The sequence below is a fragment of the Streptomyces hebeiensis genome (assembly GCF_052983195.1).
Window position 1 is genome coordinate 2048660 of record NZ_CM129812.1, and the last position, 21081, is coordinate 2069740.

The 21081-nt window shown below is 73.2% G+C and carries 16 protein-coding genes and 1 pseudogene; 6 read left to right on the forward strand and 11 right to left on the reverse strand.

What is annotated here, in order from left to right; genetic code table 11:
* Positions 1-245 precede the first annotated feature (245 nt).
* Positions 246-944 carry a winged helix-turn-helix domain-containing protein gene (locus tag ACU6P3_RS08765; protein ID WP_447196626.1) on the forward strand — a complete coding sequence of 233 codons (699 nt, stop codon included), beginning with the start codon at positions 246-248 and terminating at the stop codon, positions 942-944.
* 33 nt (positions 945-977) lie between these two features.
* Here ACU6P3_RS08765 and ACU6P3_RS08770 read toward each other — a convergent pair whose 3' ends face one another.
* Together ACU6P3_RS08770 and ACU6P3_RS08775 are read right to left on the reverse strand one after the other, a co-directional pair.
* Positions 978-2651: a PepSY-associated TM helix domain-containing protein gene (locus ACU6P3_RS08770; RefSeq protein WP_447196627.1), complete on the reverse strand. Its 1674-nt coding sequence runs from the start codon at positions 2649-2651 to the stop codon at positions 978-980.
* Between the two features lie 73 nt (positions 2652-2724).
* Entirely contained in the window at positions 2725-3471 is a 747-nt protein-coding gene (locus ACU6P3_RS08775; RefSeq protein ID WP_447196628.1) for a hypothetical protein, read from the reverse strand.
* A 115-nt stretch (positions 3472-3586) separates the two neighbouring features.
* On the opposite strand from ACU6P3_RS08775, the gene ACU6P3_RS08780 reads away from it, so the two are divergent.
* Complete coding sequence (locus tag ACU6P3_RS08780; protein ID WP_447196629.1) at positions 3587-4573, forward strand: NAD-dependent epimerase/dehydratase family protein; 987 nt, start codon at positions 3587-3589, stop codon at positions 4571-4573.
* 64 nt (positions 4574-4637) lie between these two features.
* Here the strand turns inward: ACU6P3_RS08780 and ACU6P3_RS08785 are convergent, their stop codons facing one another.
* Positions 4638-5099 carry a DUF4259 domain-containing protein gene (locus ACU6P3_RS08785; protein WP_447196630.1) on the reverse strand — a complete coding sequence of 154 codons (462 nt, stop codon included), beginning with the start codon at positions 5097-5099 and terminating at the stop codon, positions 4638-4640.
* A gap of 430 nt (positions 5100-5529) precedes the next feature.
* Here ACU6P3_RS08785 and ACU6P3_RS08790 point away from each other — a divergent pair, with 430 nt between their 5' ends.
* A complete protein-coding gene (locus ACU6P3_RS08790; RefSeq protein ID WP_447196631.1) occupies positions 5530-7137 on the forward strand; it encodes a DUF1996 domain-containing protein in 1608 nt (535 codons plus the stop codon).
* A gap of 156 nt (positions 7138-7293) precedes the next feature.
* Here the strand turns inward: ACU6P3_RS08790 and ACU6P3_RS08795 are convergent, their stop codons facing one another.
* Positions 7294-7755 (reverse strand): hypothetical protein, encoded by a 462-nt coding sequence (locus ACU6P3_RS08795; RefSeq protein WP_447196632.1) that lies wholly within the window; start codon positions 7753-7755, stop codon positions 7294-7296.
* A gap of 161 nt (positions 7756-7916) precedes the next feature.
* Between ACU6P3_RS08795 and ACU6P3_RS08800 the strand changes: the two genes are divergently transcribed.
* Positions 7917-10088 (forward strand): hypothetical protein, encoded by a 2172-nt coding sequence (locus tag ACU6P3_RS08800; RefSeq protein ID WP_447196633.1) that lies wholly within the window; start codon positions 7917-7919, stop codon positions 10086-10088.
* A gap of 23 nt (positions 10089-10111) precedes the next feature.
* Here the strand turns inward: ACU6P3_RS08800 and ACU6P3_RS08805 are convergent, their stop codons facing one another.
* On the reverse strand, positions 10112-10432 hold the full coding sequence (locus tag ACU6P3_RS08805; protein WP_447196634.1) for a hypothetical protein: 321 nt from the start codon (positions 10430-10432) through the stop codon (positions 10112-10114).
* A gap of 52 nt (positions 10433-10484) precedes the next feature.
* Between ACU6P3_RS08805 and ACU6P3_RS08810 the strand changes: the two genes are divergently transcribed.
* Positions 10485-11264 carry a TetR/AcrR family transcriptional regulator gene (locus ACU6P3_RS08810; RefSeq protein ID WP_447196635.1) on the forward strand — a complete coding sequence of 260 codons (780 nt, stop codon included), beginning with the start codon at positions 10485-10487 and terminating at the stop codon, positions 11262-11264.
* 37 nt (positions 11265-11301) lie between these two features.
* Here the strand turns inward: ACU6P3_RS08810 and ACU6P3_RS08815 are convergent, their stop codons facing one another.
* From ACU6P3_RS08815 to ACU6P3_RS08830, 4 genes are all read right to left on the reverse strand, one after another.
* Positions 11302-11994 carry a DUF4230 domain-containing protein gene (locus ACU6P3_RS08815; protein ID WP_447196636.1) on the reverse strand — a complete coding sequence of 231 codons (693 nt, stop codon included), beginning with the start codon at positions 11992-11994 and terminating at the stop codon, positions 11302-11304.
* A gap of 161 nt (positions 11995-12155) precedes the next feature.
* Complete coding sequence (locus ACU6P3_RS08820) at positions 12156-12572, reverse strand: Rossmann-fold NAD(P)-binding domain-containing protein (RefSeq protein WP_447196637.1); 417 nt, start codon at positions 12570-12572, stop codon at positions 12156-12158.
* A gap of 470 nt (positions 12573-13042) precedes the next feature.
* Positions 13043-15535: an ATP-binding protein gene (locus ACU6P3_RS08825; protein ID WP_447196638.1), complete on the reverse strand. Its 2493-nt coding sequence runs from the start codon at positions 15533-15535 to the stop codon at positions 13043-13045.
* 153 nt (positions 15536-15688) lie between these two features.
* Entirely contained in the window at positions 15689-16645 is a 957-nt protein-coding gene (locus ACU6P3_RS08830; RefSeq protein WP_447196639.1) for an NAD(P)-dependent alcohol dehydrogenase, read from the reverse strand.
* Positions 16646-16820: 175 nt separating this feature from the next.
* On the opposite strand from ACU6P3_RS08830, the gene ACU6P3_RS08835 reads away from it, so the two are divergent.
* Positions 16821-17537 (forward strand): TetR/AcrR family transcriptional regulator, encoded by a 717-nt coding sequence (locus ACU6P3_RS08835; RefSeq protein ID WP_447196640.1) that lies wholly within the window; start codon positions 16821-16823, stop codon positions 17535-17537.
* Positions 17538-17834: 297 nt separating this feature from the next.
* On the opposite strand, the pseudogene ACU6P3_RS08840 reads toward ACU6P3_RS08835, so the two are convergent.
* Together ACU6P3_RS08840 and ACU6P3_RS08845 are read right to left on the reverse strand one after the other, a co-directional pair.
* Positions 17835-19223: pseudogene (locus tag ACU6P3_RS08840) on the reverse strand (alpha-amylase); the annotation flags it as partial.
* Positions 19224-19336: 113 nt separating this feature from the next.
* Positions 19337-21043, reverse strand: a complete 1707-nt coding sequence (locus ACU6P3_RS08845) for a glycoside hydrolase family 13 protein (protein ID WP_447196641.1) — start codon at positions 21041-21043, stop codon at positions 19337-19339.
* Positions 21044-21081 lie beyond the last annotated feature (38 nt).

Sequence of the window (21081 nt, forward strand, 5' to 3'; positions counted from 1 at the left end):
CGCCCATGGGTATCTGCTTCAATGGAGCCATGGTCGGCTTCCAGCACCCCACGACGGACCGCGGTCGCTTCGACCTCGAACCGTTCTGGCCGTCCCGGCAGGACCATGACTTCGACCGGGTGTGTCGCCGCGTGAGGAACGCGTCGGCCCTCTAAAGCCTCTCCGGCCTTCGGCCGCCGCGCATGACGTACGTCACGTCCTTCTGTCGACTCGACGACTCCTCCGCGCGAAAGAGCTGACCTCTCATGGTGAACACCCGTCCCTTCTCCGCCGCGACCGCCTCCACCGCGTCCGCGACCGCGACCTCGGTGAACCAGCAGGAAACCGGCGCGCCCGGCCGGCGCCAGCGACTCCGGGCCGTCGACCGCGACGAGACCGTGCCGGCTTCCGCCCCGGTCCCCGATCCGTCCGCCGTACCGGGTGGTGTCCCGGTCGGCCAGGTGGTGGACCTGCTGCCCCCGGGCGCCACGTGGCTGCCCGCACCGCAGCACACGCTGCCCTCCCTGCCGGGGCACCCGCCGATGGTGGGATACCTCGTGCTCGTACCGGCCGACCAGCACGCGGCGGTGCAGGCCGCCGCCGTACAGGCCACCGCCGTGCCGTATGTCACCGGCCCCGGCTCCCGAGCCGGGGGCGGCGCGGGGACCGGCCCCGGGGGCGGCACCGGTCCTGTACGGGTCGACGACGCACGGCGCACGGCCGCCGTGGGTGACCGGCAACTCGACCTCACCTACCTGGAGTTCGAACTGCTCTCGCACCTGGTGGCGCACCCCCACCGGGTGCACACCCGCGACCAGTTGGTGACCACGGTCTGGGGCTACGGTCACGTGGGCGACGGGCGGACCGTCGATGTGCATGTCGCCCGGCTGCGCCGCAAGCTGGGGGCCGAGCACCGGCACACGATCCGTACGGTGCGGCGGGTCGGATACAAGTACGTGCCCTGACCGGGCCGCCACCGGTTGTGTGCGGGGGTGCCGCTACGGCTCTACGCCGCCGGTGCCGCCTCCCGTACTGGTACCGGTACCGGCAGGGGCACCGGCCGTGGCAGCCGTACGGGCCGCCCGGGTGCGGGCGAGCAGGCCCGCCGCGCCGTCCAGGGCGAGGAACACGAGCAGGCTGACGCCCAGCAGCGGCAGGAACCAGCCGGTCAACGCCGTGGCCGCCGCGAGCGGGAGCAGGACCGTCAGCGGCACCCGCCGCCAGGCCCCGCGCGGTATCGCCCGGCCCGCGCCCAGCCTCCGCTCCTTGGTGGGCCTGCGCAGCCACCACATGCGGTAGCCCCAGACGATGATGAGGATCAGCGCGAGCGCGAGCGCGCCGAGGGCCACCTGGTTGGGCAGCCCCAGGAGGAGCCCCATGTGCGCGTCGATGCCGAAACGGGTCAGCTTCGCCAGCAACGGGTAGTCGGCGAAGCGCAGTTCGTCCATGATCATGCCACTGGCCGGATCCACGGAGACCGAGTCGAGCCGGACCGGGAACTGCTGGTCCGTCTGCGCGACGACATAGCCACTGTCCTTCTGGGGCATGGTCACCGCGATCGGCCCGTCCAGCCCGGCCTGCCGGGCGGCGACGACCACGAGGTCGATGCCGATGTCCTTGGCCTCCATGCCCTCCATATGGTCCATGCCGGGCATGTCCTCCATGCCGGTCATGCCTTCGTGCCCCTCGTGGCCGCCGCCACTTCCGGTCTCGCTGCCACTGTTGGTGTCACCGCCGCGCCCTTCGAGGGTGGCGGAGACGACCGGGGTGCCGCTGCCGAGCTGGTCCTTGATGGCGGTGACATTCTCGCCCGCGTACTTCGACCAGGTCAGCCCGGTGGCCGACAGCAGCACGAGCCCGGTCACCGCCCACATCCCGAGCGCGCCGTGCAGGGACAGCGTCCGGCGGCGGCCGGTGGCGCCGGACTCGGGGAGGAGCAGGGCACGTCTGGAGGCCCGCCTGCGCCCCAGCCAGAGCAGCAGCCCGCCGAGCGCCACCACCCAGAGCCAGCTCGCGGCGAGCTCGCTGTAGACCCGGCCCGGCTCGCCGAGGTGCAGATGGCGGTGCAGTTCGGACAGCCAGGTGCGCAGCGGGAGGGCGGCCGAGGTGCCGTAACTGGTGAGCGTGCCGCGCACCTCGGCGGTGTACGGGTCGACGAAGACGGCGAGCGACTTGCCCTCCTCGACGCCGGGGCCGCTCATCAGGACGCGGGTCGTCGCGGCGGCCTCGCCGGGTATGCGCACGGAGGTGATCGTGCCGTCCGGGAAGGCGGTTCTGGCGGCGTTGAGCTGGTCGCGGAGCGGGAGCGCGCGGTCGCCCACGGGTGCGCGCAGCTCGTGGCGGTAGACCACCTTCTCCGCCTGGAAGGAGAACGCGTAGAGGAAACCGCTGACGGCCGCCGTCAGGAGCAACGGTGCGATCAGCAGGCCGGCGTAGAAGTGGAGCCGCAGCACGAGCGGGCGAAGGGCCGCCCAGCCGGTGGCGCCGGTCGGGGAGCCGGTGGCGCCGGTCGCGGGCCCGGTCGTCCCGCGCGGGCTGGTTCGAGCGGGCTCGGCGGGCTCAGCGGGCTCAGCGGGCTCAGCGGGCGCGGCACGCTTCGCGGGCCCGGTGTCGGACGCGGTGTCGGACGCGGTGTCGGGCTCGGGTTCCTGTACGGGGTCGTCAATGGCCATGTCGTCTGTCCTAGGAGTCGGGTGGGCCGAAGGCATGAGGAGATCGACCCCTCGCCATCCGCCTCCTCCGGCCTCAGACGGCTGTGACGGCGACGGCTCCCGGGGCCGTGGCACGTGGGGTACGCCACGCGGGCGGACCGCGTCGCGACAGCGCGTGCGCGAGGACGACGCCACGGATGTGGTGCGCGGCGCCGACGGTCCCGCGGCCGGGCCGTGGCGAGGGGAACGCGACGGCCGGGCGCACGGCGGTGAACAGCAGCCGGAGCGGCGCGAAGGCGAGGGCGCCGACGGCCCTGGCGAGGGCGAGGAGCGCCGCCTCGCCCCGGGCGAGCCACCATGCGCAGACAACGGCGGCCAGGAGGTGCGCGACGACCATGCCTGTCGTGGCGGGCGAACCGCCGAGGACCGGCATCGCACCGGGAGCGGCCCCGCCGACGGCCTCGGCACCGCCCACGGTGGTGCCCGTGCCCGCTCCCGCCCCCGCTCCCATGAGCGCGTCGGCGTGCGGGCCGTGCCCCGGTGTGCTGCCGTTCGTGCCGCCGTACGGTCCGTACGGCGGCACGAACGGCAGCACACCGGAGAAGAGCACGTGCAGGGCGCCCTGGACCGTGAGCATCCCCGCACCGATGGACCAGGTGCCCCGGGGCCGACGGCCGGCGGACCACGCGGCGACGCCTGTCATTCCGAACGCCGCCCACAGGCTCGCCGCCGGGATCTCACCCCCGGATGTGTACGAATGCCCCAGAGCCGCCACGGTCACGCAGACCGCCGCGAAGGCCGCGGCCCGTAGGGCGCGCAACGGCGACCGGGCGTCTGTCATGGTCAGCACATGGTGCCATCGCGAGGGGGCCACTGGGCAGGTCCCTGAAGTTCCCGATTCTTCCGGCCGCGAATCCGGCTGTCCCCGCGGCCTTCCGGCGGGCAGAGTCGATCGCATGAAGCTCCTCATTCTCGGAGGTACGGAGTTCGTGGGCCGCGCGCTCACGGAAGCGGCGCTCGGACGTGGCTGGCAGGTGACTCTCTTCCACCGCGGCCGGCACGAGCCACCGGCCGGCGCGGCCGTGCTGCGCGGTGACCGCACCGCGCCGGACGGACTGGCGGCCCTCGCCGACGGCTCGTGGGACGCCGTGATCGACACCTGGTCGGCCGCGCCGGCCGCCGTGCACGCGGCGGCCCGGGCGCTGGCGGGGCGTGCCGGCGGCTACGCGTACATCTCCAGCCGCTCGGTCTACGCCTACCCGTCACCGGCCGGGCTTCCGGAGGACGGCCCGCTGGTGGCGGGCGCGTCGCCGGTGGCCGAGCAGGTCGACTACGCGATCGACAAGCGGGGCGGCGAGCTGGCCGCCGAGGGGGCCTTCGGAGACCGCGCGCTGCTGGTGCGCGCGGGCCTGATCCTCGGCCCCTGGGAGAACGTCGGCCGGCTGCCCTGGTGGCTGGGGCGGATCGCCCGGGGCGGCCCCGTGCCGGCACCGGGGCCGCGGGACAACCCGCTTCAGTACATCGACGTGCGGGATCTCGCGGAGTGGACCCTGGACGCGGTACGGGACGGCCTGGGCGGCCCGTACAACCTGGTGGGCCCGCCGGGGCACACGACGATGGAAGAGCTCCTCGACGCGTGCGTCCGCGCCACCGGGGCCGACGCGGAGCTGCGCTGGACGGACCCGGCCACGATCCTGGGCGCGGGCATCGAACCCTGGACGGACCTCCCGATCTGGCTGCCGCCGGGCGAGCTGCACGACGCCCTGTGCGGCGCGGACGTCTCCAAAGCCCTGGCCACGGGCCTGCGCTGCCGCCCGGTGGCGGACACGGTCGCGGACACGTGGGCCTGGCTCACCTCGATCGGCGGACAGGCCCCGCAGCGCCCGGACCGCCCGCCGCCGGGCCTGTCCCCCGAGTTGGAGGCGAGGGTCCTGGCGGAGTGACCGGCCCCGCGCCGTTGCCCACGGTCACCCACCGCGGGCAACGGCGCCCCGCCCGTTCTCCGTATCAGCCGTGGGACGGGCGGCCCTGCCTCGGTATCGCCGCTGTCACGGCGGCGAGCGGCGGCGCCAGGGCGGCCCGAAGCGTCGTCACTCCTCGCTGCCACACGCCGTTCCCGCCGTCCGCCTCCTCCCACAGCTCGCGCAGCTCGGACTCCTCCGCGACCACTCGGTCCAGCGCCCGTACCGCCAGGCTCCTCAGCTCCTCCGGGAAGCGCGGCAGCGGCTCGTCCGGTCCGTACACCGTCTCCACGGGTGGACCACCGGGGCACTGCTCGGCGACCAGCGCCGCCGCCGCGACCGCCACCTCCGCGATGTCGGCGTCGAGATACCCGGCCGCGCCGACGGCGGCCCCGGCCAGCGCCTCGCGCACCAGTTCCGTACGCCGCTCGGGCGTCGCCTCGTCCAGCTCCGCGGCGAAGTCCGCCGCCGTGTCGTTGTCGAAGTGGCCGGTGTCCCACGTACCCATGCCTGCCCCCTGCTCACACCGCGTCCCCGCGCGGACGCCGCGCCCTGCTCGTCGGTCGTCTCCGATCGTGCCAGGCACCACTGACAATCCACCGCGCGGCCTCATCGGGCGGCCCGCGGGGCGGCCTCACCGGCGGTGCGCCGCGGACCGCCGGAGCGCTCGGGGCGGCCGGCGGTGAGCGGGTGGTCTCGAAGCGGGCGATGCCGCCGATGCCGCCGATGCCACTGACACCCTCGATGGCATTCATGCGCGATATGGCCGGGAAAACGCCGGATGCGTGGGGCCGACCCGATTCGTCGATGGAGATTTCTATGAATTCCCCGAGCGGCTGAACACTCCGCGCGCGGGTCCCGTAAGGAACGGTGCGCTTCGCTTCTCCCCCTGCCGCGATTTTCCTGTAACCGGCAACGAAGCTTGAGGAGTTAGTTCCATGGCACGCACATCGAGAAAACGCTCAAAACTGGCAAACCGGGCGATCGCTGCCTCGGCTGCCTTGCTCCTGGGCGGGGGCGGACTGGTCGCGGCCAACGTCTACGCGTCCGCGGGCGAGGGCAAGTCGAACCAGGCAGGCACGAAGGCCCAGAACGTGGCGCAGGCGTCGACCATCGTCTGCCCGGACGTGGCCAACGAGAAGAAGCTGGAGAACGTCCCGGAGGCGGCCAGGGCCGAGGTCGACCGTGAGCTGGCGAAGATGGACAGCCAGATCACCGAGGCGTACAAGCGGTTCGCGGACGAGAAGAGGGCGATCGCCCTGGACTCCAGTTACGCGAACAACGCCATCCTCGGTCCGCTGAAGGACAGGCGGGTGGCCGCCCTGGACCGCATCTCGATCGCGATGGGCCGGGTCGGCGAGCGGCCGCGGGGCCTGGAGTCCCTCGCGCCCTGCAGAATGCAGAACGGCGACGTCCTGGACGGCGGCGGCCAGGGCAACGGCGGCAATGGCCAGAACGGCCAGAACGGCGGCCAGGGCAACGGTCAGAACGGCGGTCAGAATGGCGGTCAGGGCAACGGCCAGAACGGCGGCCAGGGTGACGGTCAGAACGGCGGCCAGAATGGTGGCCAGAATGGCGACGGACAGCAAGGCGGAGGCCAGGCCGGCAACGGCCCCGAAGCGAGCGACTTCGTGGACATCACGACCGTCCAGCCCAACGCCCAGCCCGCGAACACCGGAAAGGGCAACGGCGGTCAGCGCGGCCGGGGCAACGGCGGCGGTGGAAACGGTGGCGGCGGCAACGGCTCGGCCGGCACGTTCAGCTCCGACTGCGGCGTCAACGAGAACAGCCTGCACAACTCGGACAACGTCATCGTCGCCCCGGGTGTGACCAACGGCGCCCACCACATGCACGACTACATCGGCAACCAGTCCAACAACGCGTTCGCCAGCGACAACGATCTGGCGGGCGCGCAGACGTCCTGCCAGAACCAGGGCGACAAGTCCTCCTACTTCTGGCCCGTGATCCGTCTCCAGAACGGTGAGCAGGAGGCCGACGCCAACGCGGACGGCGGCGGCAAGGAAGGCAACGTCGGGCCGATCCAGCAGCCCACCGAGGTGACCAACGTCTTCGTCGGCAACCCGAACTCCAAGGTTGTCGCGATGCCCAAGCTCCTGCGCATCATCACCGGTGACGCCAAGGCCCTCACCAACGGCGACGCCAACGCCAACGCGTCGTGGAGCTGCACCGGGTTCGAGGACCGCCAGCTCAAGGACAAGTACCCGATCTGCCCCGAGGGCAGCCAGGTCGTGCGCACCTTCAAGTTCCAGAGCTGCTGGGACGGTCAGAACATCGACAGCGCCAACCACCGTACGCACGTGGCGTTCGCCGACAACAACGGCAACTGCGGCAACGGCTTCCAGGCCATCCCGCAGCTCCAGCAGCGGATCGTCTACGACGTCCCGCCGGGCCCCGGCTTCGCCGTGGACTCCTTCCCGGAGCAGCTGCACAAGCCCATCACCGACCACGGTGACTTCATCAACGTCTTCGACGAGAACGTGATGAACCAGATGGTGGAGTGCATCAACAACGGTCAGAAGTGCTGACGTACCGGCCGACCGACTGAGCCGGACGCACCAGGGGCCACACCCGCACCGCGCGGGTGTGGCCCTTCTCCATGGCCGCGCGGGCACGGCGTACGGAGAGGGACCACACCCGCATCGCGCGGCCGGCCCACGCGGCCGGCCCACGGGCTCGCGCGGTCAGCTTGCGGCGTGACCGGAGTGTCCCTTGCCGCCGTCCTTGTCGCTCCCGTCCCCGCCGCCCGGCGCCGCGGTGTGCGACGTGCCGTTCTCCACGTCCCCGCCGATCCGGCCGCGCAGGGTCGCGACCGTCGCGTCATCGCCCACCGCGACCCACTTCCGGCCGACCAGGTAGGTGCCGCCGTAGTCCTTGGCCCCGTTGATCCACTCGCGCTGGCCCCGGTCCGTGGCGAAGGTCACCAGCACATACCGCCCGTCCTTCGTCTTGCAGAGGGCCTGCCGCAGTTCCTCCTCGTCCGTCTGCATCTGCGGTTCGCACTTGGCCTGGGACGCTATCTCTTCGAGGCTGCCACTCGCCGTCTTCGGCATCTGAGGGGTCTTCTCCTCGCTCGCACAGCCCGCCGTCAGCGTGAGAGTCAGGGCGAGGGCCGCGGTGACCACGAGGGGTCGTTCGGTACGCATAGGGCCATCGTGCCGCGTGGGCAGGGTGGTTCGCCGGGGAACGGCGTGATACGGCAGGAGCACCCCCTGCGCTCTGTGAACGCCACCCGGCCCCCAGCCCCCGGCCCCCGGCCTTCCGACCTCCGAGGTGACCATCGGACCAATCGCTCGTTCTGCTCCATGTGCCCCCGGATCACGCCGTCCCCGCATCCACCGTCGCCCCGGCTGCCGCTTCGACCGCGCCGATCGGTGTCGAACAGGCCGAGGCCGCCCTGGTCGAGCACTATCCCCGGCTCACCCGGATCGCCTATCTCGTCCTGCCGCCGTCCCTGGGCCGCAACCGACGCGTCCTGACGGCGCACGCCATCGTCCAGCGTTCCCTGCCGCGCGGGCGTGCGGTGCCTTCGGCGGCCACCCTCGCCGCCACCCCACGCGACCACCAACCGCCCGACACCGCCTACGTCTTCGTACGGGAACGGGTCCTGCGCCGGGCACTGGCCGCCGGGCGGCCGGGGCACCGCCTCGCCCGACGGCTGCGCGTCGCCCCCTCGCCACCGCTCCCCCGGGTCCTGGGGCTGCGGCTGTTCCCCCGGTCGGGCGGAGCGGACGAACTCGCCCTGGACCGACGGCTGTCCGCGCTGTCCGGTCCGGCCCGCGCGGTGCTCGTCCTGCGTGTGCTGGAGGGTCTGTCCGACGCCGAGGTACGCCACGCCCTGGCGGCGGCCGACTCGGCCGTGGACGTGGCGACGGCGCTCGGTGAGGCGGACCGCGCCCGCCTCACCACCCCGGGCACCGCGGACGCTCCCGGCACCGCAGGCGCTCCCGGCACCGCGGACGCCGCCCGGGACGCCCCGGGGAACGGCGCCCCCCGTGCGGACATGGCCGTCCTGCTGCGGTCGTCCGAGTTCGACCCCTGTTCCCTCCAGGCCGGCCCCACCGACCTGATGAGCCGCCGCCGTCGCGCCAGGGCCACGGTGGCCGCCGCCGTGGCCCTCCTCCTGTGCGGGGCTTTCCTCGTACGGCCGGACGACGGCTGGGGCCCGGACGGCGCGGCGGCACCGGCGTACGCGCCGAACCCGGCGGCCCGCTCGGCGCTCGACCCGGCCGAGGTGCGGCGCGTCGCGCCCACGGCGTGGCGGACCGCGGTCCGTACCGACTTCTCCGTCTGGCCCGCCCGGGGGCGGCTGGCGGACGACCGCGCGCTGCTGCGGCGGGCGCTGGCGGTCTGGGCCGGGCCCGGCGCCTCGGTCCACGTCTCCACGGCCCCCGCGACACCGTCGGGGCCGCCGATGGGGCCGCCGCAACTGCTGTACGCGGGAACGGTCGACGCGGCCCGGGTGGTGCTCCTGTACGACGGGCTGCGGATCGTACGGTACGCCGAGGCCGCGGACGGGCGAGAGCTGGCGGCCCTGGACTTCGCCCGGGTCGACGGCGCGGGCGAGGCCGACTCGGCGGCGCTGATCGTGGCCCGCTCCGACAGCAACGTCCGGTATCTGACCGCGCCGTGGGTGAGCGCCACGTCCGTACGCGACCTCCTCGATCCGCGCGCCCCGGCGCGTGCGCTGCGCAGGGACGCGGACGGGGTGACCGATCCGCTGGCGAGCCCGGCGATGGCCCGGGACTGCCGGACCTGGGACACGCTGGAGGTGCGGGGCGGGAGCCGCGACGAACGCGCGGGGCGGACAGAGAAGACGGAGAAGACGGAAAAGGCGAAGACGCGGGAGGAGGCGGGGAAGGAGCCGACGGCGGGAAAGGCGGAGAGAGCGGAGAGCACTGCCCGGCTGTTCACGGATCTGGGTGAACTGACCCCGGCGAGGTTGACGTCGGGGCCGCCCTCGGCGCCCCAGGACCTACCGGGCGAGAAGGAGGCCGACGCGGACCGCGCCGCCTGGGCGCGGACCGCCTGTCTGCTGCCCGCCGTACGGATGCACGGCGTACGGTCCGTGAACTCCTGGCGGTACGCGACACAGCCCCTGCCCGAGGCCAACGGCACGGCCGACTGGCTGTGCACCCGCGCCGAGACCTGGCGGGGCCCGGGCGGCCGGGTCCTGGCCCAGTTCCAGGCCCCGGCGCGACGGCCCACCGAGCCGGGCGCGGTCGCGGCCCGGTCGGTGGACTCCCCGGCGTGCGGGCCCCGGGACGAGCGCGTGGTGGCCGGAGTGCTGTGGAAGTCACGCGGCGGCCGGTGGTACGTCCTGGCGGCGGGCGGCCCGGGCACGGCGGCGCTGGAGGTGTCGGGCGGTGTGACGGGCAGCGCGCGCGGCCGGCTGCTGGCCGTACCGGCGAAGGAGGGCGCGCACGCGGAACTGTACGGGCGCGCGGCGGACGGAACGAGACTGGATCCGCCGCGCTGACGTGCACGGGCGGGCCCCGCGATTCAGGGCAGCAGCCAGTCCGCCCCCAAGGTCGCGAGCAGGCCGGCGCCCAGGAGCCAGGTGCCCAGCCTGGTGCGGCCGTTCCGGCTCAGTTCGATCACCACACCGCACAGGATCATCGCCAGCCCGTACACGCCGACCACCAGGACCGAGGTCCGTTCCGCCAGCCGACAGGCCAGCAGCGCGGCCAGGGTGACCAGCAGCGCGGAGGCCATCGCGACCCGTATCAGGCGTGCTTGACGGGGCGTCAGTCCGGGTCCGGGATCCGGCTCGTCCGGCCCCTCCTCGACGCGTCCCGCCTCTTCCCCCTCAGCTGCGCTCATGGACCGGGAGCGTAACGGACATCTTCCACAAGCAGGCGGTTAGGCTGGTCATATGACCACCGGGGTTCGCCGCAGGATGGGTGTCGAGGAGCGGAGACAACAGCTGATCGGTGTGGCGCTGGAGCTGTTCAGCCGCCGGTCCCCCGACGATGTCTCGATCGACGAGATCGCGGCCGCCGCCGGGATCTCCCGGCCGCTCGTCTACCACTACTTCCCCGGCAAGCGGAGCCTGTACGAGGCGGCACTGCGGCGGGCCGCCGACGATCTCGCCACGCGCTTCGTGGAGCCCCGGGAGGGGCCGCTGGGCGCGCGGCTGCTCCGGGTCATGGCGCGGTACTTCGACTTCGTGGAGGAGCACGGCCCGGGATTCTTCGCGCTGATGCGGGGCGGCCCCGCGGCCGGGTCCTCGTCGTCCACCGCCCACGCGCTGATCGACGGGGTGCGGCAGGCCGCGTACGAGCAGCTCGTCGGCCATCTCGGGGTGGCCCGGCCGTCCGCGCGGCTCGAACTGGTCGTCCGCTCCTGGGTGTCGCTGGCCGAGTCGACGGCGCTGCTCTGGCTGGACGGACGGCGGGTGCCGCGCGCGGAACTTCAGGTGCGGCTGGTGCACGACTTCGGCGCGCTGACGGCCGTGAGCGCCGCGTACGACGAGGAGACGGCCGCGGTCCTGCGGCGGGTCCTTGCGGACGAGCCGGCCGACGGCCCGTTCGGGGACCTCGTCGGCCGGCTGGGCACCCTGCCGGCCCCGACGGCGGCCACCCCCGCGCCGACGGACGCGGACCGGGACGACGCGCCGCCCGCCCGGCCGATGCCGGTGCAGGTACAGGTGTAGGCGGACACCGGGCGGGTCCGCGCGGGGCCGGCGCCCGCTAGCCGTACACGACGCTCACCCGCGTGAAGCCGAGCGAGCGCAGCAGGCCCTGGAGCATGCTCGTGGTGTTCTTCTCCGCGCGCGAGGTCAGTTCGCTCTCCTCGGCCGCCTCCGCGATGTGCCGAGCGGCCAGCCTGTTCACCGCCCGTTCGTCCGCCGGGTTGTCCGAGAAGAGGTCACCGAGCCGGTCCAGCAGCCCACGCTCCTTGGACACCGCGTACGAACGCTCCGGATCGAGCGCCGCCCTGCCCAGCCGGGCGTGCGGCAGGCGAATCGACGCGGACGTCCGCGCCTCGTCGGTCGTCACGCTGTCCGGGCCGATCCCGGCGAAGTCGACGTACGCGCTCACGCTCCCCGCTCCGACATAGAGCGTCCGGGAGCCGCGGATCGCGTCGGGGAGCCACTTGGCGTCCTTCTCCAGGTCGACCACCACCTGGAAGTTGCCCGAGGCGGCCTCGTAGCGGTCCAGGTCCTGGATGGATTCGAGCAGGGCCGGGCCCGTACGGTCGTGGGTCTCCTCGCCGAGGAGATCGCCGAGCCCGGGCAGCGCGTCGAGCCGGCTGCCCAGGAAGAGCAGCGCGAACACGACGACCAGGGCCAGGGGCAGCTTGCCCCACCAGGGCAGGCGCGCCCTCCGTGCCTCTTTCCGGGGCTCCGCCTGCCGTGCGCCGTTCACGTCGGTGGACGTCATAGGGAACAGATGTCCAGCACCGGACGGTTCACACGGTCACGAGGGGAGCGGTTCGGAGCGACCTGCTCGCGACTGCCCTGCTCTGGCTCGCGGCCCTGGGGCATGAGCTCCCTCCGGCCCCTCCCCGGCCGGACGGGCTGGAGCCGCTGACGATGGTGGGCTCACTCCGCCTGAACTGCTCCCTGGGCCCACTGCTCAAAGGGCGTCGTCTCGATGCCCAGCGCGTGGGCCATTTCCGGGCGGGCCGGTGCCGGGTAGGTGTCCATCCGCCGCTGCGACTTCGCCAGTTCCGGCATGACCCCCCATTCGACAGCCTGCGCCGGGCTGCTGGGCAGCTCGATCGGCGTCGCCCGTACGGAGTTGAGTATCTCGACCCCGCGGCGGATGGGCAGTACGTCTCCCGCGAGTTCCAGCACGACCTCGTGGAAGCGTCGCGGGTCCGCAACCGCCGCGAGCGTGGCCGTACCGATGTCCTGGACGGCGACCCACGGTCGTGCGACGTCCAGGTCGTTGACGACCGTCAGTCGGTTCGAGGTCAAACCCGCGAACCAGATCGACGGCTGTCTCAGGTTCTCCATGAAGCCGGAGGGCCGCAGGATGGTCCGGGCGGGGAAAGCCCGCCTCGCGCACCACCCGCTCGGCCTCGATCTTGCTGCGCCAGTAGTGGCCCGTCTGCTGCGGATAGCCATCAGCGGAGTGGAACCACGGGCATAGTCCCGGCTTCGTGCGCACCTGCCCGTCATGGCGATGACGGGCAAGCTGTCAGGTCCACAGCCGACCGACTTCGAGTTCCATGGCGGCGCGGACGGAATCGACCGGAGCCGCGGACCGCACCATGGCGACCCGGCCGCCACCGCTCGCTGAACCAACTCCCGTGCGCGTGCCCTTTGTCGCCGCGGGGTTCGTCAGACGAGGCCACCGGCCGCCGCGATCGTCTGACCGGTGACCCAGCGCGCGTCGTCACCCGCGAGAAATGCCTGAGTCCGGTGGCCACTGCCAACTGGCGTTCGCCGGACCTCCGGCCCGCCGGCCGTACGATCCCGGCGTCCTACGGCGGTGTCCTCAGCTCGCCCGGTGGCAGACGCCCTTCCAGCACCCGGGCCAGCCCGCGCGTGCCGTCCCCCGCCAGCCCCCTGCGGAAGGCCTCCTCGTACGCCGGGTCCCCGGCCGCCGCGCGCGCCTGCCGTTCGCACTCCGAGCGGACAGCCGCCAGTTCGGGCGTGCCGCGCCGCGGGTGGCCGACCATGCGCCAGAACGCCTGGCCGGTGCCGTACGCGTACGCCGCCCGCTCCCCGTCCCCCTGCGCGGCGATCCCCGCCGCCAGCAGGTCGAGGCCGAGCGCGATCCCGAAGCTGTCCCGGACCAGCTCCTTGCCCGCGATCATGGAGCGGGCGTGCGCCTCCGCCTCGTACGGCCGGTCCTGGAGCAGGTGCACCAGCGCGAGCTGGTAGTCGGCGTAGGCGCGGGTCCACCGCTCGCCGTGGTCCAGGCACGCCCGGCGCAGCTCGCCGGCCTCCTCGCCGGCCTCGTCGAGCCGGTCGAGCGCGGTGAGCGCGAACACCCGGGCCAGTCGGCAGCGCAGCTGGGACGGCGAGTCGAAGGCATCGCCCGGGTGGGCGCGCAGGGCCCGGTCGGCGACGGTGTGGGCGGCCTGGGCGCGGCCCATCATCAGGCAGCTGAGGCTGAGGAGGTAGGCGGCGGACAGCATCGACTCCGGGTGCTGGTCGTGCCACGCGGCGACACCGCACCGCTCGCCCAGCCGGTGCGCGCCGCGGGCGTCCCCCTGGAGCAGGACGGTGACGCCGAGCGCCCAGATGGCGCGGGTCCGCTGCGGTCCCGCGGTGGGGTCGCCGTCGAGCGCGCGCTCCAGGTACCCGCGGGCCTCGTGCAGATGGCCGGAGCAGCTCCAGAAGAAGCCGACGCGCCCGGCCATCTCCAGGGCCGCCGGCGGGTCCGCGACGAGGAGGTGGTCCAGGGCCGCGCACAGGTCGGCGTGGGAGTCGGCGATCCGCGCGTACCAGGCGACCTGTTCCGGCCCCGCCCAGCCGTCGTGGGCCCGGCGTACGAGATCGGCGAAGCGGGCCGCGTGCCGGTCGGCGAGGGCCCGTGCCTCGCCGAGTTCGTCCAGCCACATGCCGCCGTACTCGCGCAGGGTGTCGAGCATTCGGTAGCGGGTTCCCTCCCGGCGCACGACGGACTGGCCGACGAGCCCGTTCAGCGCCGTGCCGACGGCGTCGGCGGAGAGCGGTCCGCCGGCGCAGACGGCCCGCGCGTCGGCCTCGTCGACCTCGCCGCGGAAGACGGAGAGGCGCGCCCACAGCAGTCGTTCCAGCGGCGCGCACAGTTCGTGGCTCCAGCCGACGGCGGTGCGCAGGGCGCGGTGCCGCTGGGGCCAGCGGGTCTCGTCGGTGAGCAGGTCGAGGCGGGGGGTGTCGGTGCGGCTGCCGGTGCGCGTGTCCGTCCGGGGGCCGGCGGGTGTGCCGTCGCGTGTATCGGTGGGGGAAGTGGTGTGAGTACCGGCGGGGGACGTGGTGTGAGTACCGGCGGGGGACGTGGTGTGGGAGGTGGTGCGGCTGCCGGTGGGGACACCGGTGTGAGCGCCGGGCCGGAGTGTGGCCGTGAGACCGTCGAGACGGGAGACGAGCCGGTCCGCGATCTCCTCCACGGAGTTGTCGGCCAGCCGGGCGCAGGCGAGTTCGACGGCGAGCGGGATGCCTTCGAGCTGATGGCAGATCCGCACGGCGGCGGCCGCGTGACGGGGGTCCTCCAGTGAGATCCGGGGCGCGGACCGGGCCGCGCGGTCACGGAAGAGCTGGAGCACCGCGTCGTCGTTGTCCAGGGGCAGCGGTCGCACTTCGACGACGTGTTCGCCCTTGGTGCCCAGCGGCTGCCGGCTGGTGGCGAGGACGGTCAGGCCGGGCGCGGCGGTGAGCAGTTCGCCGACCAGGTGCGCGCAGGCGGGCGCCAGCCGCTCGCAGGAGTCGAGGACGAGCAGGAGCCGCCGGGGCGCGAGCCATTCGCACAGGGCCTCGATGGGCATGCGCAGGGAGTGGTCGTACAGTCCGACGGCGTCGGAGACGGTGCTCAGCAGCAGCCGTTCGTCGTAGAGCGGGGAGAGGTCGGCCCACCAGGCGCCGTCGGGGTGGTGCAACCGCTCGCGACGGCCCGCCCACGCACCCGCGCCAGTGCCCGGACCGGCGCCCCGGCGGCCCGCGCCCGAACCCGTACTTCTGCTCGAACCGGCTCCCGGGTGGCCGGCGCCCGCCCCCGAGCCGGCTCCCTGGTGGGCCGCGCCCGTGCCGGTGTCCGCTCGGCCCGCGCGGGGCAGCGGGTCCGGCGGTCCGTCGGGCGGTCCCGCCGGCCGGCCGGCCGCGCGGCGGGCGGCGCGTTCGGCGGCGCGCAGCGCGAGCCGGCTCTTGCCCACCCCGCCGCCGCCCGTCAGGGTGACCAGCCGGTGCTCGGCCAACGCGCGTTCCAGCAGAATCAGTTCAGTCCTGCGTCCGACAAAACTTGTCGTCTCTTCGGGAATGTTCCCCACCACGGGGACAGTCTGGACCACTCGCGCCCCAGTCCTGACACCTGTGATTGGAAACAGTCAGAAACGACCGAGAGTGACTCCCGAACGGTCGTTTGCGACCATGCGGCCGCGCATGACACGCGCTGTCAGCCGCCTACGGCCGCCCCCGACCGCACCTCACACCACCTGGATGACATGTTTCCCACGGATCCCGCCGGCCTCCAGCGCTCCATGGGCGACGGCGACGTCCGCGAGAGGGTAAACGGTGTCGACCACGGGGCGGATGTCACCGTTTCGCACGTGGCGGGCCAGTTCGGCGAAGAGTCCGTGCGGCGGCGCGCCCGCGAAGAAGCGCACGCGCCGGGAGCCGTGCACGGCCGAGCCGAGGAGGTAGGACAGGCTCGCGAGCATGCGGTCCGTGTCGAAGGCGATGGCCACCATGCGCCCGCCGGGGGCCAGCAGCCGGCGGAAAGCCCGGTGCTGAGTGCCGACGGTGTCCATGATGACGTCGTACTCGCCCAGTTCGGAGGGGCGGACCGTCCGGTGGTCCAGGACCTCGTCCGCGCCCAGCCCGCGCACGAAGTCGTGGTTCTTCGCGCCGGCGAGTGCGGTGACGTGCGCACCGTAGAGCTTGCCGAACTGGACCGCGACGCTGCCGACTCCGCCGCTGCCGCCGCGCACCAGAAGGCGTTCCCCGGGCTCGACGCGGGCCTTGTGGCGCAGGGCGTTGATCGACGTCGTACCGCCCGCCAGCAGGGACACGGCCTCCACCGCGGTGAGGTTGTCCGGGGCGGGGCCCAACAGCCGGGGGCGGACGGCCACGTACTCCGCCGCGCTGCCGAGCGACGTCCCCAGCGTCCCCCACACCCGCTCACCCTCCCGCAGTCCGGTCACCGAGGAGCCGGTCCCGGCGATCTCGCCGACGAAGTCGATCCCGACGCGCTGCGGGAAGCGTCGCCCCGTCACGAGCCGCATCTTCCCGGCCCGGCCGGCCAGTTCGCCGCCGTTCACGCCGACCGCGTGGACGCGTACCAGCACCTCGCCGGGGCCCGCCTCCGGCACGGGCGCCCTGCCCTCGTACAGCACCTCCGGGGGGCCGTACCGGTCGTAGAGGGCCACGCGCATCTCGTTCATGGTCTGATCCTGTTCTCCGTCCGGGGAGCGGCGTACGGAAAAGGTCTTCGTGGAAGGCGTCCCCAGGAAGGGGGCTTCGCGGAGGGGGCTTTCGCGGAAGCGGCCTTCACCGCTCTCCCGACCACGCTAACGGCATAAACGGGCGACCCCTTCCGTTTACGCTAAAGTGAGAGACATGCCTGTTCAGCGCTCTCACAAGCCGGACCGGCCGGCCGATTCCGCCGACGGTCCCCGGCCGGTCGCCACGGCCACGGGACCACGCGCCGCCGCCGGGTTGCGCGCCGATGCCCGGCACAATCGCGACCGCATCCTGGAAGCCGCCCGCCAGGCCTTCACGACCCAGGGGATCGACGTCCCCCTCACCGCCGTCGCCCGCCGCGCCGGCGTCGGCGCCGCCACGCTCTACCGGCACTTCCCCACCCGCTCCTCGCTCGTCACCGAGACCTTCGCCGAACAGCTCGGCACCTGCGTCGCGGTCCTCGACGAGGCCCTGGAGGATCCCGATCCCTGGCGCGGGTTCCGCACCGTGGTCGAGAAGGTGTGCTCCATGCAGGCCGCCGACCGGGGCTTCACCGAGGCGTTCCTCTCCCGGTTCCCCGACGCCCTCGACCACGACCGCACTCGCGCCCGCGCGGAGGAGGGCCTCGCCCTGCTGATCCGGCGCGCCCAGGACGCCGGGCAGTTGCGGACCGACTTCGACCTGAGCGACATGACCCTCCTTTTCCTGGCCAACTGCGGCGTCGGCGGAGGGTCCGGGCAGGCCGCACAGGCCGCGTCGCGGCGCCTGGTCGGCTTCCTCCTCCAGTCGTTCAGGGCCGGGAACACCGAGCCCCTGCCACCGCCCGCCCCGCTGGGGCTGGACCAGCTCCCCCAGCCCGCGCCCCGCCGCTGAGGGCTGCCTCGCGCTGTCCCGTTCAGCCCCCGCCCGCTACCTGTTCCCAATCGCCGGACACAGCCCGCCACAAGGGGAGACCGCCGCCTGTGAGGCGGCGGCCCCCTTCGCACCGTTCCCGATCCGCGCGGGACACGCGCGCGCCTCGTCCGAGGATGGCACCACACCACCTGGTGGCCCGGGTGGCGACGGTGCGCAAGCGAATTCGGGCAGCCTGACGACCCCGCGCTGCCCGGAACCAGTATCCGGGCAGCGCGTCACGCCACTACAGGGCAGAGGTTCTCTGATGCGGCACTAACAGGTACGGGCTCCCGTGTGCAGGGCGACGGCGGTGTGCGCGCCGATCGTCGTCGTGAACCGGCCGGAGCCGTCGACCGTCACCGCCCTGCCGCTCTGCACGTCGCAGTAGGCACCGCCGGGCAGCGAGGTCTGGAAGGTCCGGCTCAGCGGGGAGCCCTCGTGGTTGATGGCGACGTAGCCCGTGGAACCGCGGCCGAAGGCGATCCGGTCTCCTCCGTCGTCCCACCAGTTGGTGACGGTCTGGCCCCGGGTGGCGTTGCGGAAGCCGACCATGGACGAGATCTCGCGCCAGGCGTGCTGGCACTTCCAGCCGTCGCTGTAGCAGGCGTTCACCGCGCCGCCGTTCGGCGGTCCCGCGTCCCGGTCGCTGAACTCGTAGCCGGAGTGCACGTCGGGCGAGCCGTACGGCCAGGCCAGCATGAAGACGTTGGCGAGGGTGTAGGTCGCGCCGTCCTTGTAGCTGAGGGTGTCGCCGCCGCGCTCGGTGTCGTGGTTGTCGACGAAGACGGCGGAACGGCCGGACTCCATGTAGCCCCAGCCTTCGCCGTAGTTCTTGAGGTACGCGAGGTTCTCGTTGTTGAAGACGCGCTTGAGGTCGCGGGCGTAGCGGAACTCCTGGACGTCGCCGGTGCCGAGGTACTCACTCGGCGAGACCGCCTCGCCCGCGCCGTGGATGGCCTCCTGCTTCCAGTAGGCCCCGGGGTCGCTCAGCCGCGACTTGATCGCGGCGAGGTCGGCCGCGGGCATGTGCTTGGCGGCGTCGATCCGGAAGCCGTCCACGCCGAGGGAGAGCAGGTCGTTCAGATACGTGGCGATCCGGCCGCGTACGTAGTCCTCACCGGTGTCCAGGTCGGCGAGGCCGACCAGTTCGCAGTTCTGGACGTTGGCGCGGTCGTTGTAGTTGCTGATCGTGGCGCGGCAGTCGTCCATGTCGGCACCGGAGTAGATGCCGGTGTAGGTGTACTTGGTGTACGAGGAGCCGCCCGTCCCGGTGCCGTCCCCGGCCGCCATGTGGTTGATGACGGCGTCGGCGACGACCTTGACGCCCGCGGAATGACAGGTGTTGACCATGCGGGAGAAGGCCGCGCGGTCACCGAGACGACCGGCGATCTTGTAGCTGACGGGCTGGTACGAGGTCCACCACTGGGCGCCCTGGATGTGTTCCTGGGGCGGGGAGACCTGGACGTACCCGTAGCCGGCGGGACCGAGCGTGTCCGTGCACGCCCTGGCCACGGAGTCGAACTTCCACTCGAACAGTACGGCGGTGACGTCCTTGCCTCCGGGCGGCGACTGCACGGCGGCGGTCGCGGTCCCGGCGGGGACCACGAGCGCGGCGGCCGCGCCGGCGGCGAGGGCCAGAGCGGCGGCCAGGGTTCTGGGGGCCATGGTTCCTCCTGCGCTGGTGGGGGTGGAGGGATGTGCGGGTACGCGTGGTGCCGGTAGGCGTGGTGCGGGTAGGCGTGGTGCGGGTCGCCGTACCACGTCACGTCACGTTCACGTCATACGGACCACCACGCCGTCGTGTCGCCGGGCAGCACCGTCTCCGTGCCGTCCGTCGTCACCGGGGCGCTCGACAGCAGCAGGGTGCCCCCGGCGGGGATCCGGACCGGCTCGGCGGTCGTGTTGACGGCGCAGACGAACCCCGGCCGGGCCAGGACCAGTACGCCGTCGGGGGCGTCCCGCCAGTCCACCGAGGAGCCCGCGCCCAGGCCCGGGTGGTCGCGCCGGATCCGCAGCGCCGCGCGGTACAGCTCCAGCGTGGAGTCCGGATCGCCCGTCTGCGCCTCGACGCTCAGCTCGCCCCAGGAAGCCGGCTGCGGCAGCCAGCTCCCGCCCGTACCGAAGCCGTACGAACTCCCCCGCCGCGTCCACGGGATGGGCACCCGGCAGCCGTCGCGGAAGCCGTCCTGGCCGTCCGCGCGGAAGTACGACGGGTCCTGCCTGACCTCGTCCGGCAGGTCCGTGACGTCCGGCAGCCCCAGCTCCTCCCCCTGGTACAGGTACGCCGAGCCGGGCAGCGCCAGCATGAGCAGCGTCGCCGCGCGCGCCCGGCGCAGGCCGAGCGCGCGGTCGCCGGGCTCACGGGTCTGGGTGCCGCCGGGCCGGCCCGCGAAGCGGGTGGTGTGCCGGGTCACGTCGTGGTTGGACAGCACCCAGGTGGCCGGCGCGCCGACCGGCCGCATCGCGTCGAGCGAGCGGTCGACGACCTCGCGCAGCGCGTCGGCGCGCCACGGGGTGCTCAGGTACTGGAAGTTGAACGCCTGGTGCAGTTCGTCGGGCCGTACGTAGTGCGCCGTGCGCTCCACCGTCGGCGTCCACGCCTCGGCGACCGCGATCCGGTCCCCCGGGTACTCGTCGAGGATCGTGCGCCACTGCCGGTAGATCTCGTGCACCCCGTCCTGGTCGAAGAACGGTGTGCCCCCGTCGCCGGTGCCCAGCAGCCGTACCCGGCCGGCGTCCCCGATGTCCGGCAGCCCCGCCGCCTTGACCAGGCCGTGCGCCACGTCGACCCGGAAGCCGTCCACCCCCATGTCGAGCCAGAAGCGGAGGATGGAGCGGAACTCGTCGGCGACGGCCGGGTGTTCCCAGTTGAAGTCCGGCTGTTCGGGGGCGAAGAGGTGCAGGTACCAGTCGCCGGGGGTGCCGTCGGGGTTCGTGGTCCTGGTCCAGGCGGGGCCGCCGAAGACGGACTCCCAGTCGTTGGGCGGGAGTTCGCCGTGCGCGCCCTTCCCGGGCCGGAAGTGGTAGCGCTCGCGCAGCGGCGATCCGGGCCCCTCCCGCAGGGCGCGCCTGAACCACTCGTGTTCGGCGGAGGAGTGGTTCGGTACGAGGTCCACGATGACGCGCAGCCCCAGGTCGTGGGCGTCGCGGAGCAGCGCGTCGGCGTCCAGCAGGGTGCCGAACATCGGGTCGACGGCCCGGTAGTCGGCGACGTCGTAGCCCGCGTCGGCCTGCGGCGAGGCGTAGAAGGGGCTGAGCCAGACGGCGTCGACACCCAGGTCCCGCAGGTGCGGCAGCCGGTGGCGTACGCCGTCCAGGTCGCCCATCCCGTCGCCGTTGCCGTCGGCGAAGCTGCGCGGGTAGACCTGGTAGATCACCGCGTCCTGCCACCAGCCGGAACGGTCGTGGCAGCGGGTGTCGTCGGAGGCGTGGCCGAGCGTGTCGTCGGACCTGTTGGTGGGCGGGTCAGCGAGGTGCTGGGTCATGTCGTCCCTGGTGGAGTGGGTGGTGAGGGGAGGAGGTG

Excerpts from the sequence above, each read along its gene's own strand:
- ACU6P3_RS08765 (WP_447196626.1), top strand. The coding sequence starts at position 246 with ATGGTGAACACCCGTCCCTTCTCCGCCGCGACCGCCTCCACCGCGTCC.
- ACU6P3_RS08770 (WP_447196627.1), bottom strand. The coding sequence starts at position 2,651 with ATGGCCATTGACGACCCCGTACAGGAACCCGAGCCCGACACCGCGTCC.
- ACU6P3_RS08775 (WP_447196628.1), bottom strand. The coding sequence starts at position 3,471 with ATGACAGACGCCCGGTCGCCGTTGCGCGCCCTACGGGCCGCGGCCTTC.
- ACU6P3_RS08780 (WP_447196629.1), top strand. The coding sequence starts at position 3,587 with ATGAAGCTCCTCATTCTCGGAGGTACGGAGTTCGTGGGCCGCGCGCTC.
- ACU6P3_RS08785 (WP_447196630.1), bottom strand. The coding sequence starts at position 5,099 with ATGGGTACGTGGGACACCGGCCACTTCGACAACGACACGGCGGCGGAC.
- ACU6P3_RS08790 (WP_447196631.1), top strand. The coding sequence starts at position 5,530 with ATGGCACGCACATCGAGAAAACGCTCAAAACTGGCAAACCGGGCGATC.
- ACU6P3_RS08795 (WP_447196632.1), bottom strand. The coding sequence starts at position 7,755 with ATGCGTACCGAACGACCCCTCGTGGTCACCGCGGCCCTCGCCCTGACT.
- ACU6P3_RS08805 (WP_447196634.1), bottom strand. The coding sequence starts at position 10,432 with ATGAGCGCAGCTGAGGGGGAAGAGGCGGGACGCGTCGAGGAGGGGCCG.
- ACU6P3_RS08810 (WP_447196635.1), top strand. The coding sequence starts at position 10,485 with ATGACCACCGGGGTTCGCCGCAGGATGGGTGTCGAGGAGCGGAGACAA.
- ACU6P3_RS08815 (WP_447196636.1), bottom strand. The coding sequence starts at position 11,994 with ATGACGTCCACCGACGTGAACGGCGCACGGCAGGCGGAGCCCCGGAAA.
- ACU6P3_RS08820 (WP_447196637.1), bottom strand. The coding sequence starts at position 12,572 with ATGGAGAACCTGAGACAGCCGTCGATCTGGTTCGCGGGTTTGACCTCG.
- ACU6P3_RS08830 (WP_447196639.1), bottom strand. The coding sequence starts at position 16,645 with ATGAACGAGATGCGCGTGGCCCTCTACGACCGGTACGGCCCCCCGGAG.
- ACU6P3_RS08835 (WP_447196640.1), top strand. The coding sequence starts at position 16,821 with ATGCCTGTTCAGCGCTCTCACAAGCCGGACCGGCCGGCCGATTCCGCC.
- ACU6P3_RS08845 (WP_447196641.1), bottom strand. The coding sequence starts at position 21,043 with ATGACCCAGCACCTCGCTGACCCGCCCACCAACAGGTCCGACGACACG.